The organism is Streptomyces sp. HUAS YS2, assembly GCF_033343995.1.
Lineage (GTDB): Bacteria > Actinomycetota > Actinomycetes > Streptomycetales > Streptomycetaceae > Streptomyces > Streptomyces solicathayae.
In genome coordinates, this window is the sequence record NZ_CP137573.1 from 251,063 (window position 1) to 274,681 (window position 23,619).

18 protein-coding genes are annotated in these 23,619 nt (G+C 73.9%); 8 read left to right on the forward strand and 10 right to left on the reverse strand.

Features of this window, described 5'->3' with window-relative positions; genetic code table 11:
- Window positions 1-18: 18 nt before the first annotated feature.
- From R2D22_RS01210 to pgfA, 5 genes are all read right to left on the reverse strand, one after another.
- Window positions 19-1,353, reverse strand: coding sequence for a condensation protein (locus tag R2D22_RS01210; RefSeq protein WP_318100277.1), 1,335 nt, complete (start codon window positions 1,351-1,353; stop codon window positions 19-21).
- Entirely contained in the window at window positions 1,353-5,531 is a 4,179-nt protein-coding gene (locus R2D22_RS01215) for an alpha-(1->3)-arabinofuranosyltransferase domain-containing protein (RefSeq protein WP_318100278.1), read from the reverse strand. The genes R2D22_RS01210 and R2D22_RS01215 overlap by 1 nt, the downstream gene beginning before the upstream one ends.
- Window positions 5,528-6,247, reverse strand: a complete 720-nt coding sequence (locus R2D22_RS01220) for a class I SAM-dependent methyltransferase (protein WP_318100280.1) — start codon at window positions 6,245-6,247, stop codon at window positions 5,528-5,530. Before R2D22_RS01220 ends, R2D22_RS01215 begins: the two co-directional genes overlap by 4 nt.
- A complete protein-coding gene (locus tag R2D22_RS01225) occupies window positions 6,244-7,449 on the reverse strand; it encodes a glycosyltransferase family 4 protein (RefSeq protein WP_318100282.1) in 1,206 nt (401 codons plus the stop codon). Before R2D22_RS01225 ends, R2D22_RS01220 begins: the two co-directional genes overlap by 4 nt.
- Window positions 7,450-7,717: 268 nt before the next feature.
- Entirely contained in the window at window positions 7,718-8,701 is a 984-nt protein-coding gene (pgfA, locus tag R2D22_RS01230) for a cell envelope lipid trafficking protein PgfA (protein ID WP_318100284.1), read from the reverse strand.
- 183 nt (window positions 8,702-8,884) lie between these two features.
- Here pgfA and R2D22_RS01235 point away from each other — a divergent pair, with 183 nt between their 5' ends.
- Window positions 8,885-9,037, forward strand: coding sequence for a hypothetical protein (locus R2D22_RS01235; RefSeq protein WP_318100286.1), 153 nt, complete (start codon window positions 8,885-8,887; stop codon window positions 9,035-9,037).
- Window positions 9,034-10,242, forward strand: coding sequence for a PucR-like N-terminal domain-containing protein (locus R2D22_RS01240; protein ID WP_318100288.1), 1,209 nt, complete (start codon window positions 9,034-9,036; stop codon window positions 10,240-10,242). Before R2D22_RS01235 ends, R2D22_RS01240 begins: the two co-directional genes overlap by 4 nt.
- A gap of 42 nt (window positions 10,243-10,284) precedes the next feature.
- Here the strand turns inward: R2D22_RS01240 and R2D22_RS01245 are convergent, their stop codons facing one another.
- Together R2D22_RS01245 and R2D22_RS01250 are read right to left on the reverse strand one after the other, a co-directional pair.
- Entirely contained in the window at window positions 10,285-11,016 is a 732-nt protein-coding gene (locus R2D22_RS01245) for a hypothetical protein (protein ID WP_318100289.1), read from the reverse strand.
- Window positions 11,017-11,430: 414 nt separating this feature from the next.
- On the reverse strand, window positions 11,431-12,102 hold the full coding sequence (locus R2D22_RS01250) for a DUF2278 family protein (protein ID WP_318100291.1): 672 nt from the start codon (window positions 12,100-12,102) through the stop codon (window positions 11,431-11,433).
- Window positions 12,103-12,241: 139 nt separating this feature from the next.
- On the opposite strand from R2D22_RS01250, the gene R2D22_RS01255 reads away from it, so the two are divergent.
- Window positions 12,242-12,820 (forward strand): TIGR03086 family metal-binding protein, encoded by a 579-nt coding sequence (locus tag R2D22_RS01255; protein WP_318100294.1) that lies wholly within the window; start codon window positions 12,242-12,244, stop codon window positions 12,818-12,820.
- Here the strand turns inward: R2D22_RS01255 and R2D22_RS01260 are convergent.
- Window positions 12,817-13,731 (reverse strand): LysR family transcriptional regulator, encoded by a 915-nt coding sequence (locus R2D22_RS01260; RefSeq protein WP_318109537.1) that lies wholly within the window; start codon window positions 13,729-13,731, stop codon window positions 12,817-12,819. The genes R2D22_RS01255 and R2D22_RS01260 overlap by 4 nt on opposite strands.
- Window positions 13,732-13,810: 79 nt before the next feature.
- Here R2D22_RS01260 and R2D22_RS01265 point away from each other — a divergent pair, with 79 nt between their 5' ends.
- Both R2D22_RS01265 and R2D22_RS01270 read left to right on the forward strand, forming a co-directional pair.
- Complete coding sequence (locus tag R2D22_RS01265; protein ID WP_318100296.1) at window positions 13,811-14,779, forward strand: EamA family transporter; 969 nt, start codon at window positions 13,811-13,813, stop codon at window positions 14,777-14,779.
- 44 nt (window positions 14,780-14,823) lie between these two features.
- Complete coding sequence (locus tag R2D22_RS01270; protein ID WP_318109538.1) at window positions 14,824-15,570, forward strand: NAD(P)-dependent oxidoreductase; 747 nt, start codon at window positions 14,824-14,826, stop codon at window positions 15,568-15,570.
- 24 nt (window positions 15,571-15,594) lie between these two features.
- Here R2D22_RS01270 and R2D22_RS01275 read toward each other — a convergent pair whose 3' ends face one another.
- The gene (locus R2D22_RS01275; protein ID WP_318100297.1) at window positions 15,595-16,464 is read right to left on the reverse strand and encodes a 4Fe-4S domain-containing protein; all 870 of its coding nucleotides are present in this window, start codon (window positions 16,462-16,464) and stop codon (window positions 15,595-15,597) included.
- A 268-nt stretch (window positions 16,465-16,732) separates the two neighbouring features.
- Here R2D22_RS01275 and R2D22_RS01280 point away from each other — a divergent pair, with 268 nt between their 5' ends.
- The 3 genes from R2D22_RS01280 to R2D22_RS01290 all read left to right on the forward strand — a co-directional run bounded on the left by R2D22_RS01280 (window position 16,733) and on the right by R2D22_RS01290 (window position 22,683).
- The gene (locus tag R2D22_RS01280) at window positions 16,733-17,710 is read left to right on the forward strand and encodes a hypothetical protein (protein ID WP_318100300.1); all 978 of its coding nucleotides are present in this window, start codon (window positions 16,733-16,735) and stop codon (window positions 17,708-17,710) included.
- A gap of 105 nt (window positions 17,711-17,815) precedes the next feature.
- The gene (locus tag R2D22_RS01285; RefSeq protein WP_318100303.1) at window positions 17,816-19,678 is read left to right on the forward strand and encodes an HSP90 family protein; all 1,863 of its coding nucleotides are present in this window, start codon (window positions 17,816-17,818) and stop codon (window positions 19,676-19,678) included.
- Window positions 19,678-22,683 (forward strand): hypothetical protein, encoded by a 3,006-nt coding sequence (locus tag R2D22_RS01290; protein WP_318100305.1) that lies wholly within the window; start codon window positions 19,678-19,680, stop codon window positions 22,681-22,683. Before R2D22_RS01285 ends, R2D22_RS01290 begins: the two co-directional genes overlap by 1 nt.
- A 42-nt stretch (window positions 22,684-22,725) precedes the next feature.
- Here R2D22_RS01290 and R2D22_RS01295 read toward each other — a convergent pair whose 3' ends face one another.
- Window positions 22,726-23,412 (reverse strand): sigma factor-like helix-turn-helix DNA-binding protein, encoded by a 687-nt coding sequence (locus R2D22_RS01295; RefSeq protein WP_318100307.1) that lies wholly within the window; start codon window positions 23,410-23,412, stop codon window positions 22,726-22,728.
- Window positions 23,413-23,619: the final 207 nt, after the last annotated feature.

A 23,619-nucleotide genomic window follows, 5' to 3' on the forward strand; every position in this document is an offset into this window, starting at 1 on the left:
TGTCCGCGGTGTAGCCGGTCACAGTGCCTCCGCATCCGTCGCTGCCAGCCGGTCGGTGAAGATCGCACACAGCCGGGCACCGTCCTCGTCGGCCAGCAGGGTCCGGGACCAGCGCAGTACGAGGTGGAGCCGGCCTCCGGTCGACGCCGTCGTGAAGGTGAGCCCGCGGGGCATCCCGGCCGGCGCCGAGAACCACACCGCACGGGCCCGGCCCGCCGGGCCGAAGTCCAGCGGGTAGGGGATCCGCCCGATGTTGCTGAGCAGCGTGGTCGACGTCCAGGGCGCTGCCAGCCGCCGCACGCCCCGGGTGAGCGCCGCACGGGCGGCGACCGGCAGGACGGGGGCGGTCAGGAGTGCGGCGCCGTGGCCGAGTTGGGGCCGGCCGAGGGCTTTGAGCGCGCGGGTGCGTTCCGCGGTGGCGCGCAGCAGCGCGCCGGTGTCGGCGTCGGCGGCGACCTCGGCCGCCGTGAAGCCGACCTCGACCAGCCGGGTGCCGTTGCCGATCGGCATCTCCGGCCCGCGCGTGCGGTCGTCGACAGGCATGGTGATGCGCAGCGGCCGGGCGGGCGCGCCGTGCTCGCGGTTCCAGTCGGCGACGGTCAGGGCCGTGGCGACCATCAGCTGGTCGTTCACGGTGTACGGGGCGCCCGGCTCGCGGCGGGGCACGGGCAGTTCGGTGAGGAGCATGGCATTGCCGGGCGCGGACCCGGGGGTGCCGGGCGCGACACGCGCGGGCCGCGCCGTCGCCGCGGGCCCCGCCGGATGTCCCGTCGGTCCGCCGGTCGGACGCGCCGGTGCCGGGACGGGCGGGGCGGGCCGGCCGCTGTAGAGTTCCGCGGCCGTAGCGGCGATCCGCAGGCACGCGGGGCCGTCGAGCGCCGTGTGATGGACCGTGAACAGCAGGACGCAGCCGTCGGCGTCCGGTTCCTCGATCACCTCGAGGCGCAGCGGCGGGGCCGCGAGCAGCGACGGCGCGTCGGTCAGGGCCCGCTGCCGGGCTCGTACCAGGGCGCCGGGTTCGCGGGGCGGGAAGGAGACCACGTCGGCGTCGGGGCTTCCGGCCAGCTCCCACTCGTAGCGTCGGGCGGGTCTGCCGTGCCGTTCCCGTCTGCGCTCCCGCATCAGGACCCTCGGGTGCCGGGCGAGTGCTTGGGCGAACGCCTCGCGCAGCCGGTCGGGTCGGACCCGTCCGGGCAGGTGGATCTCGATGTGGACGGTGTTCGGCTCGCTGTCGTCGGCGCAGTGGCGGGCGATCTCGTCCACGACGGGGAACGGCACCCGCGGCAGGTCCGGCCCGCCGGCTGCGCGCGGGGCGGCGGTGCGCGGGGATGCGCCCCGCTGGTCGGTCGCCATCACCGGCCTCCTCGGCCCCGGTGTACGCCCCTGCCCGCCCCGGCCCGCCCGCGTCCCACCGACACCATCGCCGCGAACAGCCCTGTCAGGGCCAGCAGTTGGGCGACCGGGCCGTACGCGCCGTGCCCCAGCGACGCGGCGTCGCCGCTCCCGCTCAGCGTGGCGATCCCGGCGCCGGCCATCGCGGCGAACGCGATCGGCGCGAGGAGCGCCGGGCGCAGCCAGGCGACGACCGCGAGTACGGGCACGACCACCGCCACGGGCCCGGCGATCACGACGCCCACGAGCGTGAGCGCGACCGTCCCCAGCAGCAGTCCGGGCGCCGGCGCCTCGTCCCACCCCGGCGGATCCGGGTCCGGGCCGACGAGCGGCGTGGCCGCGCGGCGGCGGCCGACGAGCGCGAGGCCGGCGAGGAGCACCAGGAGTGCCGCGGCGCCGACGAGGCCGGCGTCGTACACGCGGGACGGCTCGTAGAGCAGCGTCACGGTGCCGCCTTCTCCGGCGGGGACGAGCCACCCCTGCTGCCAGCCGTCGAGGCGCACCGGGCGCAGTTCCCCGCCGTCGAGCGTGGCCTTCCAGCCCGCGTTGTGGTTCTCGTGGAGCTGGAGGTAGGCGGCGTCGCCCGCGCCGACCCGCACGGTGCGCCGGTCGCCGCTGCCCGACACGGCCGCGATCTCGCGCGTGGCGGTCGACACGGCGTGCGGACCGCTTGTGGCGAGGTCGATGCGGGTGACGGCGAGCGGGCCGGTGTCGCCGGCCTCGACGGTGTGGGTGCGCCGGTCCAGGGCGACCCGGCCGCCGTCGGTGCACAGGGAGACCGCGATCGGGCGGCGCTCGGTCAGGTCACGGACCCGCCCCTGGGCGCGGGTCGCGAGGAACGTGCCGTCGACGGAGACGATCGGCCCCTTGCCGCACGGCAGGGTGAACTGCTTGGCCGGGTCGGGCTGCGGAGCCCGGTACTTCTCCAGCGCCGGGACGTGCAGTTCGCTGAGCCCGACGGGAAGCTGCAACTGGTCGTCGGCGACCGGGTTGTGGAGGGTCAGCGGGGCGACACGGGAGATCGTGATGTCCATCCGGTCGGTGGTGATCGGGGAGAACCTCGCCATGCCGTTCTCGTCGACCGCGGCCACCGCGGTGCCGTCCGGTGAGCTGATCTGGACCTGCTCGGGCCGGGTGGCGAGTCCACCGGCCGCCGCGAGGACGATCTCGCCGACCGCGATCCTCTCAGGCCAGGTCACATGCAGGACGGCCCGTTCGCCCGCGACCCAGGCCGTGGTCAGGTCGCCGTCGGTCAGGTTGCGCGGGCTCAGGTTCGTACCGAGGCGCGCGGTCGAGTCTGCGGTCACGACGATCTTGTCTCGCTGCCCGGTGAGGTCGAACAGCAGTCGGTCGAGCTCCTTGCCCGGTACCGGCAGGGCGGTGGCGCTCAGCGTGTAGTCCCCGTCGCGGGCGGCCTCGAACTGTCGGTGCAGCCCCACTTCGGCGGGTACGGCGGACAGGCCGCCGGGGTCGCTGCCGCGGCCCAGGGTGTACGCGACCGAGTCGGCGGCGTCGCGTGGCGTGTCGGCGGGCAGCTCCAGCATCCGGGTCACCTGGACGCCGGGGACCGAGATCTCGGTGAACCCGGCGCCGGTGAGTCCCGGCCGGCCCTGCTGAGACTCCAGGATCGTCACCTTGAGCCAGGTCGCCTCGCCCTCCGGCGCGGCGACCTGCTGGGTGGTGCCGTCCGGGCGCAGCGGGCTGACCCGGCTGCCCCGGTCCGTCTCGACCCTTACCACCGTGGGCGCGGCCCGCACGTTGCCGCTGGGCAGCGGGGTCAGGTCGAGCGTGCCGGGGACGCGGATCGGGCCGGTGAAGCCGATCCGCAGCCATTCGCCCTGCGGGGATCCGGGCGAACCCTCCGCCCAGCCGGTGTCCGGGTTGCCGTCGAAGGCGTTGACGGGGTCGTACTGGGGCAGGTGGAACAGCCAGTTCCCCACCGACGACGCGGTCACGGACGCGGCGCCGCGGAGCACTGCGGTCGTCTGGTGCCGGATCCCGGACGTGGGCAGGATCTGCCGCGGCTCCTCGCCCGGGTCCTGGACGGCCTCGGGCGCGTTGCGTTCGTCGCGGGTGTACGTGTACGAGGTGCCGGAGTTGACGAGGCCGAAGCGGGTGTCGGCCCGGCGCATCCCGTCGCCCGCCGCGTACAGCGCAGGCCGGTCGACGCCCGGGTGGGCGTCGCCCGTGAGGATCGCGGGCCGCCCGGTCAGGGCGCCGGACGCGGTCAGCGGCAGCAGGGACTCCGGGCCGCCGCTGACCTCCGCGGTTTCGGCGACGGGCGTCAGTTTCGCCGGGCCGGGGCGTGGGGTGGTGGCCGGCGGCGCGTAGATCTCGACCGCGCGCTGACGCGGGAAGAGGCCCTCGACCTGCACCGGGGTGTCCTCGGCGATCCGGCCGCCGGTCAGCACCGGGCCGAAGCCGGTGACCCGCCGGTAGCCGGAGGCCTCCAGGGTGCGCTTCACGGTCGTGGTGGGGACGTGTCCGAGCTGGTCCGGGTCGAGGTCGTTGCGCACCACCACGTGGTACAGGCCGGCGCGGGCCAGGTAGTCGGCGAGTCCGGGTACCTGTCCGCCCGTCGTCAGGGCCTGTTCGACGGCGTCCATGGCCCGCCGGTTGCCGGGGGTGCCGAACGGCACGTAGTCGCGCTGCGCCCAGGGCGAGCGGGCGAGGACGTCGAGCGGTTGGTCGATCGGCGAGCCCCACGTGTAGATGCCGTGCGCGGTCGCCGGGACGACGAGGGCGCGGTCTTCGGGGGCGTGCTCGGCGAGCCAGTCGGCGGTGGTCTCCCAGTAGGTGGGAAGCTTCCGGAACGAACCCGGCTGCAGGATCGTGCCGTTGACGTACGGCCAGGCCAGGCCGGGCAGGACCAGCAGGGCGGCCGCGACGGGGGCGAGGCGGCGGGCCCGGGCCGACGTGGACCGGAGTGCGTCCGAGGCGGTCAGGTGCATCAGGCCGAGGGCGAGCGCGAGGGCGAGTCCCGTCTGGAACTTGTAGATGTTGCGGAACGGCACCAGAGGCCCGTTCAGCCAGTCCCGTACGGTCTCGTGGAAGGGGCCGCCGAGCGCGCCACCGTACCCGGCCAGCGCGATCAGCGCGGCGGCGGTCGCCGTCAGCACCAGCCAGCGGCGCTCGGGCAGGTCCCGCCGGGCGAGGCCGGCGAGGCCGAGTGCCGCGGCGAGCACCGAACCGGTGACGACCGGGGCCGAGGTGGCGACGGTCCAGCCGGCGGGCAGCCAGGGCTCGCCGAAGTTCAGGTAGCCGACCCAGTTCCCGGCGCCGCGCAGGACTTCGGCCGCCGACATCGTCGCCGTGGTGGTCTGCGAGGACTCCACGTACGGCATGAAGTTCTCGCCGTACGTCCCGAGGAGCAGCAGCGGTACGGTCCACCAGGCCGTCGCGAGGATCACGCACGGCGTCCACCACGCGATGAGGGCCCGTTTGCGGGGACCGGCCGGCCGGGACAGCAGGTAGAGGCCGACGGGCAGCAGGGAGGCCAGCGTCGACGCGGCGTTCACCCCGCCCATCAGCGGGATGATCAGCGCGGAGCGCGCCGCGGCCAGGCGGGGGCTGCGGCGGGTGTCCGTGAGCGGGAGCAGCACCCAGGGCAGGACCGCGCCAGGCAGTGCGGCGGCCGAGGTGGAGCCGACGACGATCGTGTACGTCGGCCACAGGGCGTACGTCGCGGCACCGAGCAGCCGGGTCGCCGGCGAGCCGGTGCCGAGGCGTTCGGCGAGACGCAGGGCACCCCAGAACGCGGTGGTGACCACGAGGGAGAGCCACAGGCGTTCGGCGAGCCAGACGGGCAGCCGCGCCAGGTCGGCCGCGGCGTGGAACGGCAGCATCGGGATGGCGTAGCCGACGTACTGGTCGGCGATCCCGCCGAAGCCGGCGCGGTCGTGCCACAGCTGCCCCAGGTCGCGCAGGAACCGCCAGGGATCGACGACGACGCCCAGCTTGGTCTCGAACGTCATCCGTCCCGGCGACACGGCGAGGAAGGCGACGAACACCGCCGCCCAGAAGCCGAGCAGCCAGCGCCGGGAGCTGCGCTCCGGGTGCGGCGTTCCGCGCGCGGGCCCGGCTCCCGGGCCGGGTCCGGCCGGGGAGGCGGGCGGGCGGGCATGGACAGTGCTGGTCATGGACACCGCCGAAGGATGAGGAGGAGGTTCCACGTCGCGAACTCCCGCAGCCCGGGCACCCGCGCGACGAGCTGCGGGAGGACCGGCCAGTAGCGGGAGCGGGCGGAGAGGATCTCCACGTCGTCGCGGCTCCTGACCCCGCGCAGGGTCGGACCGACGCCGATGGCGAAGAGGTTGTCGCCGAGCCGGTGCTTGGCGGCCCGGCCGGTGCGCCGTTCGTAGCGGGCGCGGGCCCGTTCGGCGCCGAGGTAGTGCCAGGGCGCCCACTCGTGGCCGCCCCACGGCGAGAGCCAGTTGGTGAACGAGACGTAGATCAGTCCGCCGGGCCGGGTGACCCGCACCATCTCGCTGAGGAACGTGCCCGGATCGCGGACGTGCTCCAGCACGTTGGAGGAGAAGCAGACGTCGGCGGCGCCGTCTGCGAGGGGCAGCAGATAGCCGTCGGCGACGACCGTCCCGGCGCCCGGCTCGGCGGCGAGTTCGTCCGCGTCCGGCTCGAACAGGTAGCCGTGGGCGCCGCGGCGGCGGAACTCCCGGGTGAAGTAGCCGCGGCCGCCGCCCACGTCGACGACGACCCGGCCGTCCAGCCGGGTGAGGCGCTCGACCTGGTCGACCGCGTCGCGGGCCAGCAGTTCGTAGGCGGTGTGCGGGTCGTCCTGCTCGCGCAGGAAGGCCCGGAACAGGGTGAGGGAGCGGCGGAACGAGGGGTCCTTCACGTGTGTGCGCCCTCCGCCCGCGCAGCGCCGCCCGGCGCGTGCGCACGGTGCACCGCCTCGGCGGCGACGGCGCGGAACTGCCGTACGGCGCTGCTCCACAGGTAGCCGGCGGCCCGCTCGGCCGCCGCCTTGCCCATGGCCTCGCGCCGGTCGTCGTCGAGCGCGAGCGTGCACCACAGCGCCGCGAACGACGACTCGCCCCGGGCGAGTACGCCGGTGATGCCGTCCTGGACGGAGTCCCGCAGCCCCGGCACGTCGAACGCGAGGGTCGGCGTGCCGCGCACGCCCGCCTCGGTCACCACCAGACCCCAGCCCTCGACGGCGGCCGGGTGCAGCAGCAGCCACGTCTCGCAGAGCAGCCGGTGCTTCTCCTCCTCGGACACATGGCCCCTGAACTCCACGCCGGGACCGGCGAGTCGCTCGAGCCGCTCGCGTTCGGGGCCGTCCCCGACGATGACGAGCCGGCCGCCGGTGACGGGCCGGACGCGTTCCCACAGCCGCAGCAGCAGGTCGATGCGCTTGTAGTCGACCAGACGGCCGAGGGCCAGGAACGTCGGTGTCGCCGACCGCGCCGCGCGCGGCCCCGGCTCGTGGACGCCGTTGTGCACGACGCGGATCTGTCCCTCCGGGACTCCGATGGCGTGCAGCGCGCCCGCGGTGGAGGGCGACACGGCCACCAGCAGGTTGCCGCGGTGGGCCCGCGCCAGCGCCCAGTGTTCGAGCATCCGGCCCGCGCGGGCGACGGGTGGGGGGAACCGCATGTCCCACAGCTCGGTGTGCACGTGGTTGACCAGGCACACCGTGGGGCCGCGGTGCCACAGCGGGGAGAGGTAGGGCATCCCGTTGCACACCTCGACCAGCAGGTCGCAGTCGCCGACCTGGCGGGCGAAGGCGGAGCGTGCGCTCACGAAGTGCCCGAGCGTGCCGCCGGCCGACACGACGCGGTACTCGCGGGGCGCGGCGGGGCCGCCGCACAGGAGCGTGACGTCGTGGCCGAGTTCGGTGAGCCCGGAGGCGAGGCGGTCGATCAGCAGTTCCGAACCGCCCGCGGCCGGGTTGCCGAGGTCGCGGTGGGCGAGGAAGACGATGCGCCGGGGCGGTTCGGCTCCGTGCGGGAGGGCGTGGTCACGGCTCTCCGGTGCCCGCGAGTGCTGCGGCTGCGGGCCGGGGTCGAGCAGCGGGGGAGGTACGTGCTGGGGCATGGGTGCTCCAACTCGTGTCAGGGTGCGGGGGGTTGGGGGGAGGTGAAGCCGTACGTCGGGGGCGTACGCGGGTGGGGGGGAGGTGGGGGTGGGAACGTGGGGGTCTCGTACCGGGGGACGTGGGGGGTGGGGGTGCCTGGGGGACGGCAAGCGGTGCGCGGGCGGGGACGGGCAAGGGGACCGGGAGGGGCCGTGCTCGGTTCGAACGCCAGTTTTCGGCACGTGATCGGCCTAAGGCTACTCACCGGTCTGACAACTTCGACCTATCTCAGTCCGCTTGATGCGACGTCAAGTGAGTATGCTCGGAGCCTGGTTCGGTCCTTCGCCCGCGTACGACCAGGATGCCGCCGGTCAGTGCCAGCACGCACCCGAGTGCGCCGGCGCCCAGCGGCACGGTACGGCCGAGCAGCTCGAGCTTCCTGCTGTCGGACGCCGCGAGATCCACCTGCCTGCGCTGGGTACCGGGCGTGAAGACGAGCCTGTCGCTCGACAGGAGGACCACGGCGTCCTTGTCCGCGCCCGGGGCGCGCAGCGTCTTCCGCGGGCCGATGGCCGCGAGGACGATGCGCCCGGTGCGCCGGTCCGCGACCAGCTCGATACGGGTGTTGGCATACCACTCCTCGGCGAGCACCTGGGGCGTGCGGGGCAGGCCGACGAGCCGGCCCGGCACCTGCCGCACGCCCGTTCTGGTGGGCGGGACGTTGCCGGTGAAGCGCAGCCCCTCGTATCCCTGCACGGTGCTGCGGCCCGCGTAGCGGAGCCGTACGACACCGCCGAGCGTGCCGTCCCACCAGCGGTAGTCCCGCTCCTGGACGTCGAAGGGGAACTTGAGGTACGCCTCGCCGTCGAAGGCGGGCGACTCGCCGCAGCAGTGCACCGGCTCGTTGGTCCGCCGGTCGGTCACCCACCGCTCCAGCGTCCACTGCAGCGCGTCGCGGGGGTCGGAGGCCGGGAGCGTTTGGTCGGTGTCGACCGAGGTCGACACGTCCCAGACGGCGCGGCCGCTGTCGGTGCTGTCCGCGACATCGCCGCGGACCTGGCGGGTGATCGTGATCCGGCGCCCGTGCACGGTCTCGAGGCGTGCGGTGTCGAAGTAGCTGCCGGTGCCGGTGAAGACGGTCGTGGTGTCGATGTCGACCGGGGTGCGCTTGGCGCGGGGCTGGACGTAGGTCACCAGCAACGGGGCGAGGACCAGTAAGAACACCCCTGCTCCCAGGAGGAACAGGGACATCGGTGAAGCGGTACGACGCATCCGGGCACTCCTGGTTCGAGGAACTCGCAGGGAGAAGCACGGACCCCGGGCCGGTCGAGCCCTTGTGTCCGAAGACGCTAGGCAGCCACTTGACGGATTGTCAATGTCCTGTCAACACTGTGCCTTCAGCCGGTGGGGGCCGGCGGGGTGGGATCGTCTCCAACGAGGAGCTGACCCGACACAATGCACCGACTGATCGTCGCAACGACCACGGCGGTGATCGCCGCGGCACTCGCCGTGGGCGCCGCCTTCGGCATCGTGGCACTGCTCGAGGCCCCTCCGGAGCAGCCCAACGTCCCCCTGATCAGTTACGACACGGCGGCGCCGCGCCGATGAGCCGGTCCGCGTGGAGCCAGGTCCCCCGGGCGCAGGTGGAGCGGTTCGCCTCGCTCGCCCTTGCGGAGTCGGCGGAGCTGGCGCAGACCATCCTGTGCGAGATCCGGCAGGACTTCCCCCAGCTGCGGCTGGTGGAGGACGGGTCCGGGGAGCCGATGGCGCTGGTCGGCATTCGGCGCGCGATCGAGGGCTTCGTCCAGCACCTGGCGTCCGGTGCGGCCGACCCGAGGGTGCCGCCCGAGGTCTTCCAGGAGTTCGGCCGCGGCGAGGGGCTGGGCGGGCGCAGCCTCGACTCCCTCCAAGCCGTGTACCGGCTCGGTGTCCGTCTCGCCTGGCGCCGGTTCGCCGAGATCGGCCAGCGGGTCGACATCGCCGCGCCCGCGATGTACGAGCTCGCCGAGTCGGGCTTCGAGTACCTGGACGGTCTGGTCGAGCAGTCGGTGCGCGGGTACGCGGAGGCGGCCGCGCTCCAGGCCAGCGAACGCATCAGGCTGCAACGGCAGTTGATCGACCGGCTGCTGTCCCATCCGCCCGGTGATCCGGTGCACACGCTGGGCGAGCGCGCCGCGCGCATCGGCTGGGACCTTCCGGCCACGATCGCCGTCGGCGTGCTGATCCGGCCGGCCTGGGAGGCGGTGGCCCCCGCCGTGGGCCAGGGCATCCTGCTGGACATGGAGTGCGAGCAGCCCCGCGTGGTCATCCCCGAGCCCGACACCGCGGGCCGTGCCGAGCTGGTGCGCCGGGCCACGACGGGCTGGTCCGGGGCGATCGGCCCCTCGGTGCCGCTCGCGGCCGCCGCGACGTCCTTACGCTGGGCCGAGACCGCGGTGCGGCTGATCGAGGACGGCCTGCTGCCCCGGGGCGAGGTGCAGCACTGCGCCGAACGTACCGAGGAACTGGTCCTGCTCCCCTCCCAGGAGCTGATCGACGCGGCGGCGCCGCGCTGCCTGGCCCCGCTGGAGGAGGTCGGCCCCACCCAGGCCCGCCGCCTGGCCGCGACGCTCCTCGCCTGGATCGAGACGTCCGGCGGCGCGCCCGAGGTCGCCAGCCGCCTCGGGGTGCACCCACAGACGGCCCGGTACCGGCTGCGCCAGATCCGCGAGCTGTGGGGGGACGCGCTCGACGTCCCGGACCGGCGCTTCGAGATGCTGCTCGTGCTGCGCGCCCAGCGCCTGCGCGGCGAACTCCCGACGGGACCCGACTGACAGGCCGGGTTCCCTGGGAGTGAGCGGGCCGGACCGGCTGGCCTACCGGCCGCTCTCGCGCTCTCCCGACGTCCGCTCCCAGGCCGTCGCGAACATCTCGTGCAGCGGCGCGATCGGCAGTACGCGTACGAAAGGGCCCTGGATCTCGTTGCGCCGCATCGGGCGGACGCGGTGCTGCGCCAGCTTCGCGGTCTCCAGGGGAAGGTGCGGGGCCTTGAGGTCGGTCCACTCCCCCGGCAGGAACACCGTGCGGCCGGCGCGCGACCGCTTGGCCTCCACGACCGCGCCGGTGGCGAGGAGATCCGCGCGGGCCTGCGCGAGCTGCCCTGCCGACCAGCCGTTCCACCGGCGCACGTTACGGTCGGTGGGTGCGGCCAGGGTCGCCACCTGGAGGTACAGAGCCGCGGCGTCCTCGCCCGTCCCGAGTTCACCGGCCACGCGCGCGACCAGCTCGGGGCAGGACTGCCGCGGGTCGGCCTCGTACGCGCCCGACGGCACCGCGCCCGAGCGAGCCCGCCTCATCATCCGCTCCAGGCCACCACCGGCCAGCAGCGAGGCCACCCGGTCCAGTTCCTCTGCGAGGTCGGTGACCTCCTCGCGCACCTGCCGCCACACCTCGGGGTCGGCGACCGCCGCGGGGCGCAGGAAGGACGCACCGCCGGGCGCGCAGACGACCAGGGGGCCGGAGTCGTACGCGGTCGCCCCGTCCAGGCTGCCGCCGAACGGCACCAGGCCGCCCGTCTCGTCGGGCGCGACGACGCGGCCCGCCTCCATCACCTCCGCCGGGCAGGCCGTGCTCGGCCTCGGCCGCCCGGGCCGCCGCGTAGGCACGCCCGCCGGGCCGGCTGCCGTACCCGATCAGGCGGTGGCCCACGGTGTCCCAGAACCACGGCAGATGCGCCGGAGGCAGGCGGCGCGCCCGCGCCGCCATGGTGTCGACGAACCGGCCGGGCTTGGTCCAGGACAGGTTGAGCTCGGAGCCCATGGTGTCGACGAGCTCGCGCGCCGCCGCAGCGGCCGCCGGGTCATGGGCGGTGACCCAGTCGGCGTACGTGGTCGACACGTGGGTGCCGGCGGCGGGCAGCAGGGCTTCCGGCGAGACGATCACGCCGGGGATCCTCGCACGCCCTCTGACATCGCCGACTCCGCGCCTCACACCGCGTCATGGGACGCGGCGACGGGATCCGTTCACGACGCGGGGTGTCCTGCGGAGTCGGTGTGCGCGGCCTGGCTGGAGAACTTGTTGAGGAAGACGTCGTACCGGCCGTCGGGGCGCTGGGTGACCGTCGCGCCGTCCTGCCAGATGCCGTTCTCCGGCCACCACTGGGAGCCGGCCGGATCGCCCTGGTTCTGGTGGATGTTGTGCATGCCGAGGTCGCCCTCGGGATCGTCGTCGAAGGGCTCGCCGAAGACGAGGACCTGCTGCCCCGCCAGCAGGATCGATTCCAGCACGGCGGCGGCGTCGACATTGGAGCCCGCGTGCCAGGGCCGCGAGCCGAACAGGTCCATCAGTTCCTGCAGCCAGGACGGCGGCCGGCGCTCGAACAGGACGCCGGACCGGTCCAGCAGCGCCGGGTGGCGCAGGTAGTCCAGGGCTCCGGAGTCCGGCGTGCGCGCGAGGTCGTGGTACCCCGGGGGCAGGGCGGCGGCCGGCCCGAGTGCGCGGGCGTCGAGGGTGAACGTCTTCCACTGCACACCCACGTTGGACTTGTGGCTGTCGACGTCGACGGCACAGTGGTACCGCCCGTCGGGGGCGTCCACCTCGACGTTGAGGTGGAACCAGCGGCCCTGGTCGTCCGGCTGGTCGCGATAGTGGCGGTACACGGTCCCCGAGAGCACGCCGTAGCGGTCGAAAGGCATGCCGCCAGTGAACCACCGACGAACACGCGAAGCACCCGTGAGGTGACTTTGCGTAGCCGCGTGTCTCTCCGTATCGAGAGGGCGTTCGGTGTCGCAAAAGTTCAAGACGGGGTCTCGGGAGCCTCGTAGCGTCCGAAGCATGAACGCGATCCACACCCACCTGACCGTCAGTGCCTCCGAAGCGGCGCGCGTCACCCGAGGCGTCACGCCCGAGCAGCTCGCCGCACCGTCCGTGTGCGCCGACTGGACCGTGCGCGAGCTCGCCAACCACCTTGTCCTCTACACCGCGCACGGACTGGAGCACCGGGCCCTGCGCACCCAGCTTCCCGAGGCAACCGTCCAGCGGGACTTCACCGCGGACGGCGACTGGGCCGAGCGGTACGAGGAGCAGCTCGGCCGTGCTCTGGCAGCCTGGGAGCGGCCCGGCGTCTGGGACGGCGAGATCGATCTCGGATTCACCGCCATGCCCGCCCCCACCGTCGCATCGCTCCTGGTGAAGGAACTCGCCCTGCACGGCTGGGATGTGGCCCGGTCCACCGGGCAGGAGTTCAGCCTCCCGGAGGAGACCGCCGCGTTCGTCCTCGGGGTCGTCGAGGAGCACGCCGAGGTCTATCGCCAGTACGAAGGCTTCGCCGCGCCGGTGCCCACCGCGGCGACCGAGGGCGCCCCGGCGCTGGCCCGCGCGCTGGCCCTCAGCGGCCGCGATCCGCGAGGCTAGCCGGCAAGGCCTGCCCCGGGCCGTGACGGGGCGCGGACTCCGAGGACGTCGAGCATGGCCCGGGTGGCGGGGCTGGGGTTGAACCGGCTCCAGGCGAGGCTCTCGATGCGGTGGGGACCGTCGACGAGCGGTACCAGGGCGAGTCCGGGGTCGGCGGCGGCCAGCGGGCGGATGAAGGCGGACGGCAGCAGCGCGACGCCGAGCCCGCGCGCGACCAGTCGCGGGATCAGCTCGGCGAACCCGGCCTCGTACGCGACCTCCCGGACCAGGCCTGCGGCGGCGAAGGCCTGGTCCGACTGGGCCCGGGCGGGCGTCCCCTCGGTGAAGTCCACGAAGGTCTCCCCCACGATCTCCCGCAGCGCGACCCGCGACGCACCCGCGAGCGGGTGTCCGGCCGCCACCACCAGCACGTGCGCGTCGTGGTCGAGGACAAGGCTCTCCACCCCGTGCGGCTCCTCCCCCTCCGGCAGGCCGAGGAAGGCGAGGTCCAGCTCGCCCCTGCGGATCGCCGCGACCAGTTCGTCACTGCCTCCGGCGCGCAGGAGGACGTTCACGTGCGGGTGCCGATCGCGGTAGCGCTGCAACAGGTCGGGCACGTCGACGGCGGCCGTGGTGACGATGACGCCGACGGCGAGCCGGCCCCGCACCACGCCCGTCGCCGCGGCGGCGTCGGCGACGGCGCGGTCGGCGGCGGCCAGGCACTCGCGCGCGCCCTCCAGGAACGCCGCTCCGGCGCTGGTGAGTTCGACCCGACGGCTGGAGCGGGCGAACAGCTGGACTCCCAACTCCCGTTCCAGCCCGGCGATCCGGTGGCTGAGCGAGGACTGCACAACGTCGCAGCGCTCCGCGGCGCGGGTGAAGTTGAGGGTTTCGGCCACGGCGACGACGTACCGCATCTGCTGGAGGTCCACGGGACGATCGTGCTGGTTCATCGCTGGCATCGCAACCATGCTTTGGATACATGGCCGGATCGGACCGAGACTTCACCGCATGCACACCTCGACCGAGCAGTCGACGGGCTCGTCGCGGACCTCGTCCACGCAGCGGGCGACGACCGTCGCACTGACCGCACTCGCCCCGATGTCCTGGGGCACGACCTACGCGGTGACCACCGAACTGCTGCCGCCCGGCCACCCGTTGTTCGGCGGACTCATGCGCGCGCTGCCCGCGGGACTGCTCGCGCTGGCGATCACCCGGGTACTGCCCCGCGCCGACTGGTGGTGGAAGGCCGCCGTTCTCGGGGCGCTCAACATCGGCGCTCTGTTCCCTCTGTTGTTCCTGGCCGCCGAGCGGCTGCCCGGCGGCGTGGCCGCCACCCTCAGTGCCACGCAGCCGCTGATGGTCGCGGGCCTGGCCGTCGCGGTACTGCACGAGCGGCCGACGGTCTGGCGGCTGAGCTGGGCCGTGATCGGCGTGATCGGCGTCGGACTCGTGGTGCTCGGGCCGGGCGCACGCCTCGACCTCGTCGGGATCCTCGCGGCTCTCGGCGGTACGGCCGGCATGGCCGGCGGCGTGGTCCTGACCAAGCGCTGGGGACGGCCTCCGGGAGTCGGCCCGATGACACTGGCCGGTTGGCAACTCACCTTCGGAGGGCTGCTGTTGCTCCCGCTCACGCTCGCTTTCGAGGGGGTTCCGGAGCGGATCGACGGCGGGGCCGCCGCCGGGTACCTGTGGCTCGGCAGCATGGGCGGGCTGATCTCCTTCACCCTGTGGTTCCGCGGGCTGGGGAGGCTGCCGGTCGGCGCGTCCGCGCCGCTGGTGCTGTTGTCCCCGCTCGTCGCGGCCGTCGCCGGCGTCGCGCTCGGCGAGTCGCTCGGCGCGCTGCAGACCCTGGGGTTCTTCGTCGCCCTGGCCGCGTTGCTCGCCGCCCAGTTCACCGCGCCGGACCTGACCGGCCGTTTCGCGCGCCGCCGCCCTGCGGCCGACCCCATTCCGACACGAGAAACGCAGATTCGATGAGGACGCATTCCATGACCGACATCGCCACGGACGCAGACATTCGCATGACGCCCGACCCCCTGGGCACCCCCCGCACGATCGCCGTGCTCGGCGCCACCGGAATGGTCGGCAGCCGCGTGATCGCGGAGGCGCTCGTACGCGGCCACCGTGTGCTGGCCCTGTCCCGCAAGCCCGTCGGCGACCACCCGGACGTCACCCCGGTCCCCGTCGACGCGACCGACACGGACGCCCTGCGCGAAGCCCTCTCCGGTTCGGCCGGGCACCCCGCCGCGGACGCCGTCGTGCTGGCCGTGCGCACCGAACCGGTCGACGAGGCCTTCCTCGTCGGCACCACCCGCGCAGTGCTCGACATCGCCGCGGAACTCCGGATCCGGGTCCTCGTGGTCGGCGGCGCCGGCGCGTTGCGCAGCCCCGGCGACGAGGATCTCCTCGTCGCCGACAACCCCGCCTTCGTGCCGGACGCGCTGAAGCCGGTCGCCGCCGCCGGAATCTCCCAACTCCGCGCCTGCCAGGGCCACTCCCACGAGGACTGGGTGTACCTCAGCCCGCCCGCGCTCCTCGAGCCCGGCGACCGCACCGGCCGCTACCGGCGCGGCACCACCACGATGCTGGCCACCGACGACGGCCGGTCGTGGATCAGCGCCGAGGACCTCGCGGTCGCCGCCGTCGACGAACTCGAGTCTCCCGGCGCCCACGCCCACATCACCGTCGCGCACGCGGAGTCCGACGCCGAGTCCGACGCCGAGTCCGACGCCGGTGTCCGGGCCGCGTCCGGCCGGCGCCCTCAGTAGCGCCGAGCCCGGTGGGCCGACCGCTCACCAGCGGAGGGCCGTGAAGTCGATCGGCCGGGGGCGCATCCCCTGCGCCCGCTCGGCCAGAGCCCGCAGCCTGCCGGACATCTCCTCCGCCGGCAGGCTCCGGCGCCCTCCGTGGCCCGGCAGGACGTGCTCGAACCGCAGACGGCCGGCCACCCGGTCCAAGGAGGCCGCCAACTCCTCGATGGAGTACCAGGTCACGCTCTCCGCGATCTCCAAGTCGCCGGTCATGCGCGACCAGTAGAAGCTGTCACCGCTGAAGCAGTAACGGTCGTCGGCCAGATAGAGCACGCTGCCCCGGGTATGGCCGGGCAGCGGCACGGCCGTGACTCCCTCGCCGATCTGCACGTCCTCCAGCCCGCGGATCACCTGGTCCGCGTCCGGTGCCGCGTCGAGGTCGCCCTCGTGGATCCAGAGCCTGGCGCCGAAGTGATCCGCGTACTGGCGGCCGTGCGCGGCGTGGTCGCGGTGGGTGAGGAGCACGTCGGTGACGGGCCCCTCGGCCGCGTACCGGTCGGCGAGGGACGCACTCCAGCGCGGGGTGTCGATCATCATCACCGTGCCGGAAGGCCTCAGGAGCAGGTAGGAATTGGCGCCGGCGGTGCGGGTGGCGTTGTGTCCGCAGGCGAGTACGTGGTCGTCCAGGGCCAGCGGGAAGGGATCCGTCGTCGGGTCCAGTTTTCCGGATTCCGGGCGGATCGAACGGGTGTGACAGGCGAACACGGCAGCGTGTAAGTGCTGCGTCTCCGTCTCGTTCGTCGGCGCCCGGAGCAGGCGCGACTTTCCTTCCGCTTCGTCGATCAACTCGGGCGCGAACTGCCGCGCGACATCGCAATTGGTGCACCGGTCGTCCACGTACCAGCCGTCCATGGCTTGACTCCTCCCCCTGGGAACGCCCCCGAATCGGGTCGCTTTTCCAGGGATATCCCACCTCGTGCGCGGCCGAAAGATCGTGCCGGTCTTGCATTTCGGTGGTCGAGTCGAATCCCGTCCGGCACCACGACGGCGTGGGCGAGTGAGCGTCGGGGACGTGGGTGCGGAATCGGGTGTGCGCATGTCGGTCGCACGTGATAGTCACTACGTCCACGGGGGCACTGATCATCGCTGTCCCCGTTCGTACACAGCAAGGGGTGGGGACATGGCGTTGCTCCGTGATTGGGGGCTCACGCTGGGAAGATGGGCCGTCCGGCCCGAGGCGCGACTTGTGCGGGACGGCGACGATCCGGACGTGGAACGGGTGCGCGTGGCGGCCGCCGCCGCGGAGTGGGCCGTCGTGCGGGACGTGCTGGGGGCACGGCCGGAGAGTGCGGACCGTACGGGGCTGCTGTGGGCGGTGGCCGACACGGCGGGAGTGGAGCGCTGGATCGGGGACGTGCTGAAGGCGGAGCCCGAGTCGGCGCTGGCGCTGACGGTGGCGGGTATCCGGTACATCAGTTGGGGCTGGGAGGCCCGGACGGCCGCTCGGGCGAAGGACGTCTCGCGGGAGCAGTTCGAGGTGTTCCATTCCCGGCTGCGCGAGGCCGAGGAGTACCTGTACAAGGCGGCTGAGCGGGAGCCGGGCTGGACCTCGCCCTGGTACGGCCTGCAGATCTCCGGCCGCGGGCTGCAGGTCGGGCAGGTCATGGCACGCCGCCGGTTCGAGGCGACCGTGCGCCGTGACCCGTACCACCTGGGGGCGCACACGCAGCAGTTGCAGCAGATCTGCGAGAAGTGGGGCGGCTCGCACGAGGAGATGCACGCGTTCGCCCGCGCGTCGGCGCTCGGCGCTCCCGGCGGCACGCTGCTCGGCCGGCTGGTGCCGGACGCGCACATCGAGCAGTGGCTGTCGCTCGACTCGGGGCCGGACGCCGCGTACATGTGCCGGCCGGAGGTGGTGGAGTCGCTGCGCGAGGCGGCGGACCGCTCGTACCGGCACCCGGACTTCGTCGCTGCGGGCCCCGGGCTGGGGCTGCTGAACAGTTTCGCGATGGCGTTCTCGCTGGCCGGGGACGCGGGTGGCGCCCGGGAGTGCTTCCAGGCGACGGAGGGGCGCGTCACGGAGTCCCCGTGGGACTACCTCAACGGCTCCGATCCTGTCGCGGCCTACCGCAAGCACCGCTCGTCCGCCGGGCGCTGACCAGGGCGCGCGCGTACCGAGCGCCCTCCCCTCACTCCTCTTCCGACCGTCTTCCCGCCCGCTCCGTTCGCCGGCTCGGGCGCGCACACCGAAAGACTCCGCCGGGTGTCCCCTTCAGAGACCGCCCACACGTTCCAGGTCGACTTGCGCGGCCTGGTCGACCTGCTCTCCCACCACCTCTATTCGAGCCCCCGCGTCTACCTGCGCGAGCTGCTGCAGAACGCCGTGGACGCCATCACCGCCCGGCAGGCCGTGACCCCCGGCGCGCCCGGCTCCATCACGGTGCGCACGGGTGACACCCTGACCGTCACCGACACCGGCATCGGCCTGACCGAGGCCGACGTGCACCGGTTTCTCGCCACCATCGGGCGCAGCTCGAAGCGGACCGCCGACGGCGCGCTGGACGGCGCCGGGCTCGACGCCGCGCGCGGCGAGTTCATCGGCCAGTTCGGCATCGGACTGCTCGCCTGCTTCGTCGTCGCCGACGAGATCACCGTGCTCAGCCGGACCGCGACCGACCCGTCGGCCCCGGCCGTCGAGTGGATCGGCCACTCCGACGGCCGGTACACGATCCGTACGCTGCCCGCCTCGGCGGTGCCGGAGCCGGGCACGACCGTCCGGCTCACGCCGCGCGCCGACAACGCGGAATGGACGAGCCCGGAACAGGTCGTCTCGCTGGCCCGGCACTACGGCGGTCTGCTGCGCCACGAGGTCACGGTCGTCGGCCCGCGCGGCGAGGCCCACCGGGTCAACGAGGCGCCCCCGTGGGAGCAGTCGCACCGGTCCCCGCTGGCCCGGCGCGAGGCGCTGACCGCGTACTGCCGGAACCTGTTCGACTTCACCCCGCTCGACACGATCGAGCTCGACCTGCCGGCGGCCGGCCTGCGCGGCGTGGCCTACGTCCTTCCCACCGCCGTGAGCCCGGCGCAGCGCGCGGGGCACCGGGTGCACCTGAAGGGCATGCTGCTCACCGACCAGGCGCCGGAGCTGCTGCCGGAGTGGGCGTTCTTCGTGCGCTGTGTGGTCGACACGACGAGCCTGCGGCCGACCGCGTCGCGGGAGGCGCTGTACGAGGACGGCACGCTGTCCGCCGTACGGGACGCCCTGGGCGACCGGATCCGTGACTGGCTCACCGGGCTCGCCGCCAGCAACCCGTCGCTGCTGCACCGGTTCATCGACACGCACCACCTCGCGGTCAAGGCGCTCGCCCGCTACGACGACGAGCTGCTGCGCATCGTGCTGCCCTGGCTGCCGTTCGAGACCACCGACGGCAACGTCACGCTGGAGGAGTTCGCGCGGACGCATCCGACGCTGCTGGTCACCCGGAGCGTCGAGGAGTTCCGCCAGGTCGCCCCGATCGCCTCGGCCGCCGGCCTGGGCGTCGTCAACGGCGGCTACACGTACGACCGGGATCTCGTGCACCGGCTCCCGGAGATCCGCCCCGGCACGGCCGTCACGGACCTCGACCCGGCCACGGTCACCGCCCATCTCGACGCCGTGGACCCGACCGCCGAGCTGCGTGCGGCGGCCTTCCTCGGCGTCGCGCGCGAGACGATCGGCGTGCACGACTGCGACGTCGTGCTGCGCGACTTCCAGCCCGTCACCGCGCCCGCGCTGCTCCTCGACAACCGGGACGCGCGCCACGAGCGGACCAGGTCCGGCCTCGCCGCCGACAGCGACGGCCTGTGGGCGGACATCCTCGGTTCGCTGCGGCAGGAGACACCGCGCGCCCAACTCGTCCTGAACCACCTCAACCCGCTGGTCCGCCAGGCGATCACGATCACCGAGCGCGGCCTGGCGGTCACCACCGCCGAGGCCCTCTACGGCCAGGCGCTGCTGCTCAGCCGCCGCCCGCTCCGGGCGAGCGAGAGCGCGCTCCTCAACCGGGCCTTCATCGGCCTGCTCACCCACGCCATGCACCACCCGGGCACGGCCACGCCAGACTCCGAGCCCCGGAAGGACATCTGATGCTGGACACCCCCGAGGCCGTGGTCGAGGCGCTCCGCGAGAACCACGACCGTCCGCACGGCCTGCCGCGCACCATCACCGCCGAGGAGCTCGTCGAGGCGGCCGAGCAGTTCGAGAAGCCCGACGTCCTGGTCACGGCCCTGCTGGAGCTGATGACGGCGTACGAGTTCACCGGCGAGCACCGCAAGTCGCCCGTCGTCTTCGCGCGGCTGCTGAAGCTGTGGGACACCGCTGCCGAGTCGTTCAGCGAGTGGGAGGCCCACCAGGTCTTCTGGCGCTTCAAGTGGGTGACGACGTCCCTGCTGCAGGTGCCGGAGGTGCCGCTGGCCACGGTCGACGGCTGGATCGACCGGATGCGCGAGCGGTACGAGGCTGCCGAGCACGGCATGCAGCCGGTGGCGGCGATGCGCTACCACGTCGCGGCGCACACCGGCACCGGCGTCGTCGAGGCCCACGAGCTGTGGGCGACCCGGCCCCGTACGGAGCTGAGCGACTGCGAGGCGTGCGAGACCCGGCACCTCGCCGTCCACCGGGCGACGTCGGGTGACGACGCCGGCGCATTGGAGGAGTGGCGGCCGGTCCTCGAAGGGGCCATGAGCTGCACCGAGGAGCCGCAGATGAGCCAGGCGCGGGCGCTGCTCCCGCTGCTGCGCACCGGCCGCACGGACGAGGCCCGCTCGCACCATCTCACCGGCTACCGCCGGGTCCGTGGCAACACCGGCATGCAGGACGAGGTCGGTCTGCACCTGGAATTCTGCGCGCTCTCGCGCAACGAGGGCCGGGGTCTGGAGATCCTGGCCGAGAACCGGCCGCTGTTCGAGACGACCGGCGCGCCGCTGGCGCGGCTGGGCTTCCTCACCGGCGCCGAGGTGCTGCTCGCCCGCCTCGTCGAGGACGGACACGCCGACACCGCCGTCGCCGGGCCGCCCGGACGGAACTGGACCGCGGGCGAACTCCTGGCCCATGTCCGCTCCGAGGCGGACCCGCTGAGCGCCGCGTTCGACGCGCGCAACGGCACCTCGGCCGTCGGCGACGAGCGCCGGAGCCGTCTCGCGCGGCGCCCGCTCCTGGACGAGCCGCTGCCGCTGGGACTGCGCACGTCGGTCACCCGCGCGGCGGCGGGTGTGCCGGCCGCGCTCCCGGCGCCCGCCGCGGGACCCGCCGTTCCCGAGGACTTCGTCGCCCTGGTGCGCGAGGCGCGGCGGATGGCGAACGAGGGGCACCCCGGGGACACGCGGCTCTGGACCCGTATCGCCGAGCGTCTGGCCGACGGCAGCGCCACGCACGACGATCGTCTCGGACCGGAGGACCTGCTGCGGGCCGAGCTCGCCGAGCAGCGTGCCTTCCAGCTCTCGCAGAAGGGGCGTGACGCGGAGAGCATCACCGAACTGACTCAGGCCGCCGAGCTGTTCGGGCGTCTGGGCATGCCGTGGCACGCGCTGTCCGCACGGTCGCGCGCGGTCGCCTGGTCGACCAGGCCCGGTGACGGCGACGCGGACGGGGCCTCGGCCGGGAACGCCGACGACGACGCGTCGCTGGACCCCGACGCGATCCGGGCCGATGTCGACGAGGTGCTGCGCGAGGCGGAGCGCCTGAAGGCCGAGGCCCCGCTCACGGGCGAGAACCCCGGGGAGGGCGAGGCCGCGGCGGGGGTCGACGTGGCGGTGGAGCGGGTGCTCGCCCATCTCGGCGTGCTGTACTCCTGTACGTTCGCCGCCTACCAGGAGCTGCTGCGGCAGGAGCCGGAGCCCGCCGACTCCGCCGTCGCGTGGTTCGAGGCGTCCGCCCGTACGCTGCACACCGAGGCGGAGCGGCTGTCCGTCCCCCACCAGGTCGCGAACGCACGGCAGTTCGTCGCGGACGTGGCGGGCCGGCGCGGTGACCTCGCCCTCGCCGAGTCGCAGCTGCGCGCAGCCCTGAAGGACATCGAAGCGTCCGAACGGCCCTGGCGCGGTTCGCGTCCGCGCGCGCTGCTGGCGCAGATCCTGATCCCGAACCAGGGGCACGCGGAGGCGACGGAGCTGCTGCACCGGGCTATCGCCGACGCGGTCCGCTACGACGACGCGGACTTCCCGATGGCGCCGACGTACGCGCTGCTCGGCCACGCCGCCTCGCATCTCGGCGACTTCGCCGGTGCCGTGCGCCACCTCTCCGAGGGGGCCGCGCGGTACGACCAGGAGGAGGCGCACAACGAGGCCGCCGACCTGCGGCTCCAGCTGGCGGACGTGCTGGCGCGGACCGGGCAGCAGGCCGACGCCGTCGCCGTGCTGGAGTCCGTGCTCTCCGACGAGGCCGCCGGTTCGCTGCACGAGCGGCTGGCCGCGCAGGCACGGCTGACGCTGGCGCGCGGGCTGCGGGAGCTGGAGGAGTACCTGGCCTCGGCCGAGGAGTTCCTGCGGCTGGCGGACACGGTGGCCGCGTGGGAGGAGGACCGCGAGATCCACACGCTGGTCGCGGTCGAGTCGGCGACCACGCTGGCCATGGCCGACCGCTGGGACGCCGCGGGCACGGCGTACGAGCGGGCTCTCGCGGCGCACGCGGAGGCGCCGAACCCGGGTCTGATCACCCAGATGATGTGCGAGTTCGCCCGCCTCACCATGCTGTCCCGGGGCCCCGACGGTCTGGAGACGGCACTGGACCACCTGAAGCAGGCCGACGCGGTGCGTGCCGCCGTGCCGGAAGGCACGGAGGACTTCGTCCCCTGGTACGAGAGCGGTTCGGTGCACTACCGGCGCGCCCGCGTCCTGGCGGAGGCCGAGCGCTTCCCGGAGGCCCTGGCCGAGGCGGAAGCCGCCATCGCCGCCCACGAGCAGGGCGGGGAGCAGGGCGAGATGCCGCGTGCGGAGGCCGTCCGGATCGCCGCCCTGATCGAGGGCAACGGTCTGGGCCGGTTCAAGGAGGCCATCGCCCGGCTGACGACCGCGGCGGCCCGCTGCCGGAAGGCGGACCTGTCCGAGGCGGCGCAGATACTCGACGCCCTGCGACAGGACTACATGGCGCGGTAGGAGGTCGGGGGCGTTCCTTTCGGCGACGGAGGGGAGGCCCCCTCATCTCGCGGTGACGAACGCGGTGTACGTGATGACGGCGGCGAGGGTCGCCGTCATCACGGCGACGGTCCGGGTGAGTTGGCGGATGCGGCGTTCGCTTCCGGTCCGGGTGGACCGGGCGCTGGGGATCGTGGCGGTGCCGCCGTCGTTCACGAGCGCGCGCAGGTGCTTTCGCAACTCGTCCAAATCGTCGGCGAGTTCGGGTACGGCCTCGATGACGGCGGAGCGTGCCCGGTGCAGCCGGTTCCTGGTGGCAGCGGTACTCGCCTCCGTCTCGGCGGCGGCCTGGGAGACGCTGAGCCCGAGGCCGTCGCAGAGCAGGGCGACGCGGCGGTACGGCGCCGGCAGGTCGAGCAGCGCGCGCAGCACCGGATCGGCCGGCGCGGGCTCCGCGCGGCGGAACGCGGGACGGAGCCGGTGCCACGGCGACAGCGCGTGGTCGTAGGCCCGGGCGCGCACCCAGCCGACCGGGTCGTTGTCGACGGCGACTTCGGGCCAGTGCTCCCAGGCGAGGTGAAAGGCGTGCTCGACGACCTCGAAGGCGAACCCTCGGCGCCCGGTGAGCAGGCGGATCTGATGGATCAGCCCGGGGGCTGCCCAGGCGTAGAGCGCGTCGAAGGCGTCCTCCGGGGTGAGGGCGGGGCGCGGGTCCGTCGCGCGCACGTCCTGCGCGGGGTCCTCGCTCACGGACTCCGAGGCGAGCGAGGCGTCGCGTGACTCCCTCGCGCGCTCGTCCGGGTGCGCCGTCGCGACGCTCCCCCGCCCGGGCGGGTTCCGCCTCCGTGGCGCCCGGACGGGGGTGCCGGGGCGGGCGGGGCCGGAGCCTGCCGGCCGGCGCCCGCGGAGGCCGGCGTGCGTGCGACCGGCCTCGGCGGGCGGCTGGGCGTCTCGGGC